This is a genomic window from Thalassospira sp. HF15, assembly GCF_011806525.1.
Lineage (GTDB): Bacteria > Pseudomonadota > Alphaproteobacteria > Rhodospirillales > Thalassospiraceae > Thalassospira.
In genome coordinates, this window is the sequence record NZ_JAAVKI010000004.1 from 208,471 (window position 1) to 222,964 (window position 14,494).

Sequence of the window (14,494 nt, forward strand, 5' to 3'; positions counted from 1 at the left end):
GATCAAATGTTCTTTTCCTTCGCTACAGTGGCCCAGAGCCCGTTAATATTAGGTAACGATCAGCAATTGAATACGCCCAAAAGAAAACGGCCCGGAGAACTCCGGGCCGTTTGATCGATCACTGCTTCGGACAATCCCGAAAGGCAGATCAGTCTTTTTTCGCCTTCGGCGGCATCTGAACACGCAGATGCAGTTCTTTCAGCTGCTTGTCTTCGACTTCAGCCGGGGCATTCATCATCAGATCCTGTGCCTGCTGGTTCAGCGGGAAGGCAATGACTTCACGAATGTTCGGCTCATCGGCAAGCAACATGACGATACGGTCAACACCCGGGGCCGAACCACCGTGCGGCGGGGCGCCGTATTTGAATGCGTTGAGCATACCGCCAAACTGTTCTTCGACAACGTCCTTGCCATAACCGGCAATCTCGAACGCACGATACATGATGTCCGGGCGATGGTTACGAATGGCACCGGACGACAGCTCGATACCGTTACAAACGATGTCATACTGCCACGCCTTGATATCCAGCGGGTTCATGTTTTCCAGCGCATCAAGCCCACCCTGCGGCATCGAGAACGGGTTGTGGCTGAATTCGATCTTGCCGTCGTCATCTTCCTCATACATCGGGAAATCAACGATCCAGCAGAACTTGAACATGCCTTCTTCACGCAGTTCGAGTTCGTCACAAACCTTGTCACGAACCTTACCGGCAAACTTGGCAGCCGCCAGTTCCTTGTCACAGGCAAAGAACACCGCATCGCCATTGGCAACACCGGTGATTTCCTTGATCTGTGCGATGCGGTCAGCATCAAGGTTCTTGGCGATCGGGCCTTTTGCTTCGCCGTCTTCACCGTAAACGATGTAACCAAGACCCGCCGCACCTTCGTCACGCGCCCAGTTGTTCAGCTTGTCAAAGAAGCTGCGCGGGCGTGCTGCGGCACCGGTTGCCGGGATCGCACGAACAACCGAACCTTTTTCGATGTTCGAGGCAAAGATACCAAAGCTTGATCCACGGAACGGCTCGGTAACGTCGGAAATGATCAGCGGGTTACGCAGATCGGGCTTGTCCGAACCGTATTTCGCCATCGACTCATCGAACGGAATGCGCGGGAACGGATACGGGGTCACATCGCGACCACCACCGAACTCGACAAAGATGTCATGCAAAACCGGCTCAATCGCGGCGAACACGTCTTCCTGGGTGGCAAACGCCATCTCGAAGTCGAGCTGATAAAACTCGCCCGGCGAACGGTCGGCACGGGCATCTTCATCGCGGAAGCACGGTGCGATCTGGAAGTATTTGTCAAAGCCCGAAACCATCAGCAGCTGCTTGAACTGCTGGGGCGCCTGCGGCAGGGCATAGAACTGACCCGGATGCATGCGCGACGGCACCAGGAAGTCACGCGCGCCTTCCGGCGAGCTTGCGGTCAGGATCGGCGTCTGGATTTCCAGGAAGCCCTGCGCGGTCATTTTCTGACGCATGGCCGAAATCACCTGCGAGCGCAGAACGATGTTCGAATGCACGCTTTCGCGACGCAGATCGAGATAACGGTGACGCAGGCGAACCTCTTCACCATATTCGACATCGCCAAAGACCGGCATCGGCAGAACTTCAGCCGAAGACTGGACTTCGATGTTCGAGGCATAAACTTCGATCTCGCCGGTCGGCAGGTTAGGGTTGATGGTCTCGGCCGTACGTTTGACAACCTTGCCATCGACCGTGATCACGCTCTCGGCACGCGCTTTATCAAGCGTTTCGAACAGCGGGCTTGAAATGTCGATCACGACCTGGGTGATGCCGTAATGGTCGCGCAAGTCTACGAACAGAAGGTTGCCGTGGTCACGTTTACGGTGAATCCAGCCAGACAGGCGAACTTCCGCGTCGGCGTCAGTCGCGCGCAGCGCATTACAATTGTGTGAGCGAAAAGGATGCATTGTCATTCCAGGTTGCTTTGTATTTTGGGCCGCAAATTTGGCCGCAAAGGTGCATGCCAGACCCGCGCTGTCAAACAAAAAACGCACCACAACATGCCCGCCACGCGATGATCAAAGCATGATCCGGGCGATTATGTGTGATGTTCCCCTGCCCAAACGGCGCGGTGTATAGGGTCTAAACCCAACTGAATGCTTGAAATGGTCGCGAGGCATTTGTGCGGATATCAGGAGCTTTACCGCAGAAAGGCTCGCTGCCTTTCAAGGTGAAGCGACGCAATAGCCCGTGCAAATGCCTCCGATCCGAAGGACATCAGAAGAATCTACGACCTGCTTCGTCAATCACCTTGGCCGGGTAGCACCCGCCCTGCAGCGATTTCCTCGCATCTCTTGATTGTTCTGATGCCATTTTAAACATTCAGTTGGGTTTAGACCCTACCAAATTCAGCGGTATAAAACGCGCAGACGCGCTCTTCGTCAAGTGCCGCTAATGCAGATCAGCAAATCATTCCGCGCTGATCTTGATCGCCTGCAGATCCTTGACCTTGATAAAGTCGATCAGACGCCCGGTGCCCGGCGTGATTTCGCCCCAGTGATCAACATCGAACTCGAAATGCGCCAGACCACAGGTCGGGTATTTGCGCGCCATGATCTCGCGGGCTTGATCATTGCCACCACCATAAAGCGATTGGGCAAAAACCTCGATCCCCGGATTATGGCCGACAAACATCACATGCTTGGCGTCTTCATGGGTGTGGTGCAGGTTTTCAAGCAAGACCCGCTCCCCTGCCATATACAGATCTTCGTTATAGATCACATCGGCATCGGTTGCGAAATCCCGCCCCAAAAGGCCAAGGGTCTGTACCGCACGCGCCGCTGTCGAACACCAGATCAGGTCCGGCACCAGCTCATGCTGGCGCAGATAGCGCCCCATAAAGGGTGCTGCCTTTTCACCGCGACGGTTCAGTTCGCGGTCATGGTCGGCCCGACCCGGATCCGCCCAGCTTGATTTGGCATGCCGAAGCAACAACAGCGTTTTCATGTCTTCGTATCTCGGATCAAACGGTGTTCTTCCATGCCATATCGCACGCCGGGAAGCTATTATAAAAACTGACACATAAATTTAAGAAAATTGCACCCACCCAAGCAGTTATCCTATACTCCATTTGCAACCGGGAACTGTCGCATAAATTCAAAGACGTTCCCTCAATCCGCAGGAGGCATAGCGTGACACACGCCGCTGCAGTTCAATCAAGCGCGATCACCATTGAGTCGGAAAGCCGCTTTATTAACCGCGAATTATCGTGGTTGGCATTCAACAATCGCGTTCTTGAAGAAGCCCAGAACACGGGTCACCCGCTGCTTGAAAGACTGCGCTTTCTGTCGATTTCAGCCAGCAACCTTGATGAATTCTACATGGTGCGCGTCGCCGGCCTCGTCGGTCAGATCCGAGCAGGCATGACCAAGGTCAGTCAGGATGGCATGAGCCCGTCCGAACAGTTGCGCGCCATTACCTTTGACGCCAACCAGCTGATGCAGGATCAGCAGCGCGTCTGGCGGCAACTCAGCACCGAAATGGAAAAAAAGGGCATCTCGGTCATTGATCAGTCCGACCTGACCCAAACCGACCGCAAATGGCTGGATGGCTATTTCACCCGTGAAATCTTCCCGACGTTGACCCCGCTTGCCATTGATCCGTCGCACCCCTTCCCGTTTATTCCCAACCTTGGCTTTGCCATCGTCATGCAGCTGTTTGATCCGGCTGACGGGCACAATATGCGCGGTCTTATTCCCGTACCGCAAAAGATCGGCCGTTTCTTGCGCCTGCCAGGCCGCAATGAACGCTATCTTCCGGTCGAACAGGCGATCCTGCTGTATCTTGGCAAGCTGTTCCCGGGCTTTGACATGATCGAACACGGTTTCTTCCGCGTCATCCGGGATTCGGATGTGGAAATCGAAGAAGAAGCCGAAGATCTGGTGCGCGTCTTTAAAACTGCGCTGAAACGCCGCCGTCGCGGCAGCATCATCCGCCTCAAGGTCAATGCGGCAATGCCCGAAGACCTGCTTGATTTTGTCATTGATGAACTCGATGTCGCACTTGAGGAAGTCGTCAAGGTTGACGGCTTGCTCGGCGTTGTGGATGTCAAACAGCTGATCGATTCCGATCTGCATCACGACTTGCTGTTTTCACCTTATGCGGCGCGCTATCCCGAACGGGTACGTGACTTTGGCGGCGATTGCTTTGCTGCAATCAGCAAAAAGGATCTGGTCGTCCATCACCCGTTCGAAGATTTCGATGTGGTGGTGCAGTTCCTGTTGCAGGCAGCCCGTGACCCGGATGTGGTCACCATCAAACAAACGCTGTACCGCACGTCTGAAAACAGCCCGATCGTCAAGGCCCTGATCGCTGCGGCCGAGGCGGGTAAATCGGTTACGGCGATGGTCGAACTTAAAGCCCGATTTGACGAAGAAGCCAACCTGCGCTGGGCGGCCGACCTTGAACGTGCCGGCTGTCAGGTGGTTTATGGCTTCCTGGACTGGAAGACGCATGCCAAGGTGTCGCTGGTGGTCCGCCGTGAAACCCACGGCCTTAAGACCTATACCCACTTCGGAACCGGCAACTATCACCCGATCACGGCCAAGTTCTATACCGATATTTCGTTCTTCTCATGCGATCCGGCACTGGGCCGTGACGCGGGTAGCATCTTTAATTTCATGACCGGTTATGCCACCCCGCGCTCGCTTGAAAAAATCGCGATTGCACCGCATACCCTGCGGCCGACCCTTCTCACCCACATTGATCAGGAAATCGAGAACTGCAAGGCAGGCAAACCATCTGGCATCTGGGCCAAGATGAACAGTCTGGTCGATCCAGTGGTGATTGACGCGCTTTACCGCGCAAGTCAGGCTGGTGTGCATATCGAACTGGTGGTGCGTGGCATTTGCTGCCTGCGTCCAGAGGTCCCCGGCCTTTCGGAAAATATCCGCGTCAAATCGATTGTCGGACGGTTCCTTGAACATTCGCGCATTGTTGTCTTTGCCAACGGGGCAAAGCTGCCCTCGCGCAAGGCCAAGGCGTTTATTTCATCGGCCGACTGGATGCCACGCAACCTCAATCGCCGTGTTGAAACCCTTGTCCCGGTTGAAAATCCGACCTGTCAGCAACAGATTGTTGAACAGATCATGATTGCCAATCTCAAGGACACGGCACAGGCATGGCATCTGCAGCCGGACGGGTCCTATGAACGCTGCGAGGCCGGTGAAAATGCATTCTCGTCGCACAAATATTTCATGACAAACCCGTCACTTTCCGGCCGCGGAAGTGCGCTGGATCAAGCCGACCCCAATGTTCCCGTGCTACAGCTTGACGACTAAAGACGACGACCAAGACGACCAACAGGTGCCAACATCTTATGCTGACTGACCAACGGGCTTCCAACCGCATCGCGATCATAGATGTTGGCTCCAACTCTGTGCGGCTTGTCATTTTCGATGGCATGACCCGTGCGCCTGTGCCGATCTTCAATGAAAAGGTCATGTGCGGCCTCGGCCGCGATCCCGACAACACTGGCAAGCTCAATCCGGAAGGGGTCGAGCTCGCCGTTGTCGCCATGCACCGTTTTGCCAACCTTCTGCGGGCGATGAAAGTCACCCATGTCGATGTGCTGGCGACTGCAGCCGTGCGCGCGGCAACCGATGGCAAGGAATTCTGCGACCGGGTGGCGGCTGAGACCGGCCTTAAGGTCAAAGTGATCGACGGCCTTGAAGAAGCCCGTCTGTCCGCACTTGGCATCATTTCAGGCGACCCGCTGGCTTCAGGCATAATGGGTGATATCGGCGGCGGATCGCTTGAACTGGTCTTGCTTGACAAGGGTGAAATCAAACAGCGCGTCAGCCTGCCGTTGGGTGCGATGCGCCTGCATACGGTGTTTGGCTCTGATCGCGCGCGCCTGACGGCCGAAATCAACAAGCATCTTGATACGGTCGACTGGCTCTCTGATGCCAAGGGTCAGCAACTTTATGCGGTTGGCGGTTCGTGGCGTTCAATCGCCAAGCTGTTCATTGCCCAGGAAAACTATCCGATTTCGGTGGTGCATAATCTTGCCATGCCGCAATCGGAAATGGCCGAGCTCACCCACATCATCTCCCAGCAAAGCCGGGTGTCGCTTGAAAAAATCGGTGGCGTATCCAAACGCCGTATCGACAGCCTGCCCCATGCCTCGCTTGTCATGAACATGCTGCTCGCGCGCATGAAACCAAACGAGGTCGTTTTCTCCGGGCACGGCCTTCGCGAAGGCTGGATGTATGAAGTTTTGCCCGAAGATCTGCGTCAACGCGATCCGGTGCTGGAAGCCTGCTTCAGTTTTGCCGAAGACGGCGAACGTTTCCAGCAGCATGGCGAAGAAGTCGCCAAGTGGTGCGCACCGGTCTTTTCCGAATTGCCGGTCAATATCGAACGCCTGCGTCTGGCTGCCTGCATCATTGGCGATATCGGCTGGAACGAACATCCCGATTACCGTGCCATTCAAAGCTACAACCGCATCCTTCGCCACCCCTATATCGACCTCAATCACCATGACCGGGTGTTCCTCGCCTACACCATTGGCTCGCGCTATGCAGGCAACTTCAAGGGGGACGCGGCAAGTGACCGTATCCTCAGCGACGATGACCGCCTGACCGGCCGCTTGTTTGGTCATGTCATTCGTTTGGGCCATACGCTTTCTGGCGGTGTCGAGGGTATCCTGCCACAAACACAATTGCTCCTCGAAGACGGCAAGCTCGTCCTGCAATTCGAAAAACAGGCCGCCACTCTGTACGGCGAAGTCGTCGAACAGCGCCTGTCAAAACTGGCCAAACTGATGAACCGTGAAAGCGAAGTGCGTCTGGCATAGGACAGGGAACAGGTCCAGACGCTTAAGCTTCCCCGAACAGTTTGCAATCCCTGCCAAAACCGGTATTTTGGAAATGCTTTCCAAGCACCCCGTCCGCGGAAAGGGCTGCGCCCGGTTTATCGCATATGAAACACACGGTTTCCTTGCCTGTCTGGCGGACACAGGCGATATGAACAGGGGAATCGTATGTCTGCGTCACGCACATCGAAATCCGATCACACCCAAAACGCCAACGCTGCGCCAAAACCCTCTGCGCGCAAAAGCCCGATCTTTGACGGTCGCCTGAACCTTGAACAACAGCGCAAACGCGCCAAGGAATTGCTGCGTAATCTCCGCGCCGAAACGCCCTCCGCAAGCACGCGCGCTCAAAGTGCGGGCCATAAAATCTCGCCCGACACCGCCCAGCTTGCCGATGCTCAATTAATCATTGCGCGTGAAAACGGCTTTGCCAGCTGGCCGAAAATGAAGGCCCATATCGATCAAATCACCGAGCGCAATCGCCAGATTGCCAATGGCGCACCATCATCGCTTGATACCGCCAACACCCTGCATCTGCGCTGCGGATCAGACATCCGCCACGGTCTTAAGACCGCCGGCTTCACCGGTGCCTTTCTCGAATTTTCCGATCCGTTCTGTCAGGGTCCTGTCCCCGACCTGCCACTCGATCAATTCGTCCAAACCCGCGCCGATTTTATCGCCAAGGCCTATGACATCGCCGCCAAAGACGCACTTGCGCGTTCAAAACGCGAATATGGCGCGCTGGCAACGCTGGGCGATTTTGATCATGTTGTGCTGTGGTTCGAACATGACAGTTACGACCAACTGATCCTGGCCTTCTTGCTTGATTACATCAATGCCACGCGGCCTGATACGCGGTTGGAAGTGATATCGGTGGGGAAAGTACCGGGTATTGAGCGCTTTATCGGCCTGGGGCAACTATCCCCGGAACTTCTGATCTGGTGCTGGGACACCCATCGCAAACCAATCACGCAAGACATGCTCGACTTTGGCAGCCAAACCTGGCGCGCCATCCGATCCGAAACACCAGATGATCTTCACGCTCTGGTCACATCGACCACATCACCCCTGCCCCACATGATCGGCGCCCTCAAACGCCATCTGGCCGAACTCCCAGATCCCGAAACCGGCCTTGGCCTGACGCAAAAGCTCACCCTGCAAATCATCAATGATCATGGCCCGCTGCCTGTCGGCAAGGTCTTCGGCCACCTGATGCGAAGCGTTGATCCGCTGCCCTATCTCGGCGATCTGATGTTCTGGTCAGAAATCCAGTGGATGATGGACTGCCACGCCCCGCTTTTCACCCTGTCAGACGCCGATCAAGGAACCAACTGGGCAGAACGGATCATCACCCTCACAGACACCGGCCACGAAACCCTGTCCGGCACCCGCAACTTCCTTGATAACTTCACAGGCACCCGTTGGGTTGGGGGTATCCGGATCAGTCCTTCTCTTGTGTCATGACACCGGCGCGTCCGCATTTGTCGCATTGGGACGGTGCAAAGGAACAATTATTTTCGTTGTGTCAAGAATCTCTGATTGGACATTGAGCCCGGATTGAATATGTTCTGCCTCACGGGGATTTGGACATTCTGCAGGGAACCTAAATGGCGGCGAGAACGACAGTTATCACGATCACCCACAACGGGGGGCTCGTCATTGGCGGGCTTTTGCAATCGCTTCCTGCCGACCTGCCACTGATCGTCGTCGACAATGCTTCCAAGGACGATACGCTTGATATTGTTGCCAAGCTGCGCCCGGACGCAACAGTCATCCGCAACAGCGAGGGTCTGGGCTATGGTGCTGCTGCCAGTCAGGGACTTGAAGCCGTTGAAACCGAATTCGCACTGCTTGCCAACCCGGACTCACTGATGACCGCGGATGCCGTAAACGCTCTGGTCTCCGCCGCAGACCAATATACCGACGCTGCCATGTTCGGGCCGCTGCATAAAGATGGCAACGGCAATATCGAACCTAGCCATGATGTCGAACTCTGGAAACGTGGAGACTTTGGTAAACTTGCCTACCACTGTGTTCCCGAAGGCCCACTCTGTGTCGAATTTCTGTCGGGTGCGGTCAACCTTGTGCGCATGGATGTCATGAAACAGATCGGGTTCTATGACCCGGAGATCTATCTTTATTACGAAGATGACGACATGTGCACGCGCCTGCGTCGCGCCGGACACGGTCTTATCCTCGTCGCCGATTCAGTGGTGACACATCTCAATGGCGGCTCGGTTCGTCCAAACCGGGCATATTACTGGGAAAAGTTCTGGAACATCGCATGGTCCAGAATATACTTTGAACGCAAATACAAAGGCCGCCTCGCAGGAAGCTGTCTTGGCATCAAATACGCTACGCGGTTTGCCGGAAAGGCCCTTTTGTACGGGCTGACCTTCAAACGCAAGAAAGGCTGGCGCGATCTGGCGAGGTCTGCTGGCTCTCTGGCAGCGGTCCTTGGTGTGAGGGCATCGAAACTACCGCGCGCAGCAAAACACTAGGTCGACTGACATCAAAACCTGAATGAGCGGATATCTTTTCAAATGAAGGCAGTAATTCTTGCAGGCGGATATGGCAGTCGATTGAGCGAGGAGACCTCGGTCAAGCCAAAGCCGATGGTCGAAATCGGCGGCAAGCCAATCCTTTGGCACCTGATGAAAATTTACGCTGCCCACGGCGTCAATGAATTCGTGATCTGCCTTGGCTACAAGGGCTATGTGATCAAAGAATACTTTGCTAACTACTTCCTGCACCACGCCGATGTCACCATTGATATGGCGACCAACCAGCTTGAATACCACAATGCCAATGCCGAACCGTGGAAGATCACACTGGTCGACACGGGGCTAAACAGCATGACCGGCGGCCGCATCCGGCGCGTTGGTGACTATCTCAATGATGATGAACCCTTCTGCCTGACCTATGGCGATGGTCTGGGCGATGTTGATATCACCGCCAGCATTGATTTCCACAAAAAACAGGGCCGCAAGGCCACCATGACCGTCGTCTCCCCGCCCGGCCGTTTTGGTGCGACCGTTCTGGAGGGTGACCGGGTTTCGACTTTTCAGGAAAAGCCGCTGGGCGATGGTGCGCGCATCAATGCCGGCTTCTTTGTCTGCGAGAAATCCGTCTTGAACGAGATTGCTGAAGACAAAACGGTCTGGGAGGCTGAACCACTGCGCAATCTGGCTGATCAGGGCGAACTCTCCGCCTGGCGTCATGATGGCTTCTGGCAGCCGATGGATACACTTCGCGAAAAACAGATGCTTGAGAACCTCTGGACAGAGGGCAGCGCCCCCTGGAAGGTTTGGTAACCCTCATGCGGCCAAGCGAAAACCTTCGTTCATTCTGGTCAGGTAAACGCGTTCTTCTGACCGGCCATACCGGCTTCAAGGGCAGTTGGGCAGCCTGCTGGCTGATGCAAATGGGCGCAGAAGTCCATGGGTTTGCATTGGCGCCGGAAACCGATCCCAGCCTGCATGACCTGCTTGATCTGGACTATGCGTCCGAAACCATTGCCGATTTGCGCGACCGGGCTGACATCACTGCCACGGTAAAAAACGTCCAACCGGAACTTGTGTTGCACATGGCAGCCCAGCCGCTTGTCCGCCGGGGCTACCGAGAACCGGTCGAAACCATGGCAACCAACATCATGGGCACCGCGCATCTTCTGGACGCGCTGCGCGATAGTCCGGGCCTTAAGGGTGTTCTGGTGGTTACCAGCGACAAGGCCTATGACAATGACAGTTACGATCAGGCACACGGCGAAATCGTGTTTAAAGAGGATGATGCACTGGGTGGTCGCGATCCCTACAGCGCGTCGAAAGGCTGTCAGGAAATTGTTGCGCGCAGCTTTGGTCAAAGCTATTTCCGCGCGGCAAACACCCCGGTTGTAACCGCACGTGCCGGCAACGTGGTAGGAGGCGGGGACTGGTCCGAAGATCGTCTGATGACCGATATCATTCGTGCAATTTCCAACGGTCAGCCGGTTGAACTACGCAGCCCCGGCACCACTCGTCCTTGGCAACATGTCATCGAACCTGTTTCAGGCTATCTGATGTATCTTCAGGCTGCGGTTGAAGGCAAAACAACCATTTCAGCGCTTAATTTCGGCCCGCATGAGTCGCACACCGTGGGCCATGTGACCAACCTGATGCTGGATGCTTGGGGATCTAAAACTGGCATCACGCAACAGGACAATACCGGTGGCAGCAAAGAGGCACTTACGCTTGCGCTGGATTCAAGCCTTGCCACCAAAACCCTTTCTTGGGAACCGCGCATTGACCTGCTGACCTGTGTGGAATGGATTGTCGCTTGGCACAAGGCACAGCTTGATGGACGTAACATGCGTGATATGACCGAGGCACAGATAGCCTCGTTTGAGATGATGATGGATAAGAAATGACAACGCCAACCTGCCGCGCCTGCGGAACCGACCTGAAACACACGCTTGTTGATCTTGGCCTGAGCCCGCTTGCCAATTCCTATGTGCCGCTTGATCAGGCAGAACAGAAGGACGCGCGTTACCCGTTGCATGCGCGCGTCTGCAGCAACTGCTTCCTTGTGCAGGTCGATGACGTTGTCCCGCCATCCGAAATCTTCAGCCACTATGCCTATTTCTCGAGCTATTCCTCAAGCTGGGTCGAACATGCCCGCAAATACTGCGAAACCGCAGCGGAGCGACTTGGTCTTGGCAAAGACTCACTCGTTGTCGAAGTGGCCTCCAACGATGGCTATCTGCTTCAGCATTTTGTCGCCAAATCAATCCCGGTTCTGGGCGTCGAGCCCGCAGCCAATGTCACCGAGGAAGCCGAGAAAAAGGGTGTCAAAAGCCTCGTTGCCTTCTTTGGCAAGGAAACGGCCGAAAAAATCATTGCCGAACATGGCCACGCAAACCTGACTGCCGCCAATAACGTTCTGGCCCATGTGCCCGATATCAATGACTTCGTATCGGGCTTTGCCACGGTTCTGGCTGATGACGGGGTATCGACATTTGAATTCCCGCACCTTCTGAACCTTCTGGAAAAGACCCAGTTCGACACCATTTATCATGAACATTTCTCCTACCTTTCGCTTTATGCCGTTGAGAAATGCTTTGAGAAAAATGGACTAAAGGTCTTTGATATCGAAGAACTGCCAACCCATGGTGGTAGCCTGCGCGTCTGGGCTCAGAAGACCGTTGGCACACGCCCCGAGACTGACCGCCTCAAGGCCCTTCGTGCCAAGGAAGAAGACGCAGGCATCGCAACTCTTGCCTGCTACGAGGGCTTTGACGCCAAATGCCGCAAAATCCGCGAAGACCTTCTGGCCTTCCTGAAACAGGCCAAGGCTGATGGTAAAACCGTCGCCGGTTATGGTGCCGCCGCCAAGGGCAACACGCTTTTGAACTACTGCGACATCAATAGCGACCTGATTGATTTCGTCGTTGATGCCAACCCGCACAAGCAAAACACGCTTCTGCCCGGCAGCCATATTCCGGTCCACGCGCCAGACCACCTTAAGGTCGCCAAACCGGATTATGTCCTGATCCTGCCGTGGAACCTGTCGAACGAGATCATGAAAAGCATGTCGCATGTCAGCGATTGGGGCGGTCAATTCATGGTTGCCATCCCCAAGGTCGAAGTGATCGGATGAAGTTCATCCCGACAGATATCGCAGGTGTCGACCTGATCACGCTTGAAACGCACAGCGATGATCGCGGCTTTTTTGCGCGCACCTTCTGCAAGCAAGAACTCGCTGCCAACGGCCATGATTTCGAGATCGATCAGGCCAATCTGTCGTTTAATCATCATGCGGGCACGCTGCGCGGTATGCATTGTCAGGCCGCACCGGTCGGTGATCCCAAAATCGTTCGCTGCATTTCCGGCGCGATCTATGATGTGGTGATTGATCTGCGCGCCAATTCACCGACCTATTGCCAATGGGTTGGGGCTGAATTATCTGCCGCTAACCGCAACTCCCTGATCATCCCGGCGGGTTGCGCCCATGGCTTCCTGACCCTGAAACCCGATACCGAGGTCCTCTATCTGATGGGCGCACCGTTCGTGCCCGACCTCGCATCCGGGGTGCGATGGGACGATCCGGCTTTTGGCATTAAGTGGCCGCAAAAGCCTGCGATCATCAATGATCGCGATGCCAACTATCCTGATTACGAGCCATCAAAATGAAGGTTCTTGTCACCGGCGCGAACGGCCTGATCGGCCCCTATGCCTGCGCAAAATTGATCGCAGCGGGGCATGACGTCATCACCTGCGGCCGTTCCACGCCAAATGCCGGCGACCTCCCCGGACAGCAGGTCTCCGGTGATCTACTTGATAACAGCTTTCGCAAACAGTTGATAAAAACCGAACGTCCAGAAGGTCTGCTCCATCTGGCTTGGCAGACCAAGCATGGCCATTTCTGGAACGCACCGGACAACCCCGATTGGCGTGATGCCAGCATTGATCTTCTCGAACGCTTCCATGATCACGGCGGCAAACGCGCTGTCCTTGCCGGAAGCTGTGCAGAGTATGACTGGCAGGGAATTGCACAGGGCCAGAAACTGACCGAGGACGCAACGTGCAAACCGCACACGCTGTATGGGCAGGAAAAACTCAAGCTCGCCCAACACTGCCTTGATCTGAATGCCCAAGGTGCCTCAATCGCCTGGGGGCGGCTGTTTCTGCTTTGCGGTCCCAAAGAACCAACCGCACGCTTCGTCCCGGCCATCACATGTGCCCTTCTGGTGGGTGATACCGCCAAAATGAGTTCCGGCAAACAAATCCGCGATTTCATGCATACGGCCGATGCGGGCGCTGCCTTTGCCAAGCTGGTCGATCATTCCTTCACCGGCCTGATCAACATCGCCAGCGGTGAAGGTCACAGCCTGCTAACCGTCGCGGAAACCATCAAAAGCCTGATCGGACGCGGCACCATCGCTGCGGGCAGCCTACCAGACCGCCCCGATGACCCACCCTATCTGGTCGCTGACACTTCAAAACTTGCGCAAACCGTTGGTTTCAAGTGTCAGTTTGACCTAACATCGGCATTGCGCGATTGCATTGATTGGTGGCAGCACGATGAAACTTAAAGACCGTCTTCGGAAATTGCTGGGCATCAAGCCCAAGTCGGCAAAACTTCCCGCCAATGTCACCATCGGCCGGCATACCTATGGCCTGAACAAGAACATGGTCGCTGGTGCTGGTCCGGATGCGGGCCTTTCTGTCGGGTCCTATTGCTCCATCGGGCCGGACGTGCTGTTTCTGTGCAAGGTAGATCACCCGCTGAACTATCCCAGCACATATCCATTCAAAACGCGCCTTTGGTCCCCGGATCAACCAAACAGTGACGCCATCACCAAAGGGCCAATCACGCTCGGCCATGATGTCTGGATTGGTGCGCGTGCGATTGTTCTCTCTGGCGTCAATATCGGCACCGGGGCTGTTGTCGCAGCAGGCGCCATCGTCACCAAGGATGTGCCTCCCTATGCCATTGTCGGGGGCAACCCGGCGCGCGTCATCAAAAAGCGTTTTGACGATCAGCAGATCGAAAAGCTGCTTGCGACCCGCTGGTGGGAGCGCAGCGACACCGAACTTCGCGACATGGCTGATCTGCTCTATGGCGATGTCGATGCCTTTCTTGCAGCCTTGCAGAACCGCACCTGATCAACACT

The 14,494-nt window shown here is 55.4% G+C and carries 12 protein-coding genes; 10 read left to right on the forward strand and 2 right to left on the reverse strand.

The window, feature by feature from the left end; genetic code table 11:
- Positions 1-148 precede the first annotated feature (148 nt).
- Complete coding sequence (gene aspS / locus HED22_RS10315) at positions 149-1,936, reverse strand: aspartate--tRNA ligase (protein WP_167721830.1); 1,788 nt, start codon at positions 1,934-1,936, stop codon at positions 149-151.
- Between the two features lie 502 nt (positions 1,937-2,438).
- On the reverse strand, positions 2,439-2,975 hold the full coding sequence (locus HED22_RS10320) for a histidine phosphatase family protein (protein WP_167721832.1): 537 nt from the start codon (positions 2,973-2,975) through the stop codon (positions 2,439-2,441).
- Between the two features lie 185 nt (positions 2,976-3,160).
- Here HED22_RS10320 and HED22_RS10325 point away from each other — a divergent pair, with 185 nt between their 5' ends.
- From HED22_RS10325 to HED22_RS10370, 10 genes are all read left to right on the forward strand, one after another.
- Complete coding sequence (locus tag HED22_RS10325) at positions 3,161-5,308, forward strand: RNA degradosome polyphosphate kinase (RefSeq protein WP_167721834.1); 2,148 nt, start codon at positions 3,161-3,163, stop codon at positions 5,306-5,308.
- Positions 5,309-5,346: 38 nt separating this feature from the next.
- Complete coding sequence (ppx, locus tag HED22_RS10330; protein ID WP_167721836.1) at positions 5,347-6,825, forward strand: exopolyphosphatase; 1,479 nt, start codon at positions 5,347-5,349, stop codon at positions 6,823-6,825.
- 186 nt (positions 6,826-7,011) lie between these two features.
- On the forward strand, positions 7,012-8,307 hold the full coding sequence (locus tag HED22_RS10335; protein WP_167721838.1) for a DUF1835 domain-containing protein: 1,296 nt from the start codon (positions 7,012-7,014) through the stop codon (positions 8,305-8,307).
- 143 nt (positions 8,308-8,450) lie between these two features.
- Entirely contained in the window at positions 8,451-9,344 is an 894-nt protein-coding gene (locus tag HED22_RS10340) for a glycosyltransferase family 2 protein (protein WP_167721840.1), read from the forward strand.
- Positions 9,345-9,386: 42 nt separating this feature from the next.
- Positions 9,387-10,157 carry a glucose-1-phosphate cytidylyltransferase gene (gene rfbF / locus HED22_RS10345; protein ID WP_167721842.1) on the forward strand — a complete coding sequence of 257 codons (771 nt, stop codon included), beginning with the start codon at positions 9,387-9,389 and terminating at the stop codon, positions 10,155-10,157.
- Positions 10,158-10,162: 5 nt separating this feature from the next.
- A complete protein-coding gene (rfbG, locus tag HED22_RS10350; protein WP_167721844.1) occupies positions 10,163-11,248 on the forward strand; it encodes a CDP-glucose 4,6-dehydratase in 1,086 nt (361 codons plus the stop codon).
- On the forward strand, positions 11,245-12,477 hold the full coding sequence (locus HED22_RS10355; protein WP_167721846.1) for a class I SAM-dependent methyltransferase: 1,233 nt from the start codon (positions 11,245-11,247) through the stop codon (positions 12,475-12,477). The genes rfbG and HED22_RS10355 overlap by 4 nt, the downstream gene beginning before the upstream one ends.
- On the forward strand, positions 12,474-13,010 hold the full coding sequence (gene rfbC / locus HED22_RS10360; protein ID WP_167721848.1) for a dTDP-4-dehydrorhamnose 3,5-epimerase: 537 nt from the start codon (positions 12,474-12,476) through the stop codon (positions 13,008-13,010). Before HED22_RS10355 ends, rfbC begins: the two co-directional genes overlap by 4 nt.
- Entirely contained in the window at positions 13,007-13,912 is a 906-nt protein-coding gene (locus HED22_RS10365) for an NAD(P)-dependent oxidoreductase (RefSeq protein WP_167721850.1), read from the forward strand. The genes rfbC and HED22_RS10365 overlap by 4 nt, the downstream gene beginning before the upstream one ends.
- Positions 13,902-14,486, forward strand: a complete 585-nt coding sequence (locus HED22_RS10370; RefSeq protein ID WP_167721852.1) for a CatB-related O-acetyltransferase — start codon at positions 13,902-13,904, stop codon at positions 14,484-14,486. The genes HED22_RS10365 and HED22_RS10370 overlap by 11 nt, the downstream gene beginning before the upstream one ends.
- The last annotated feature ends 8 nt before the right edge of the window (positions 14,487-14,494 follow it).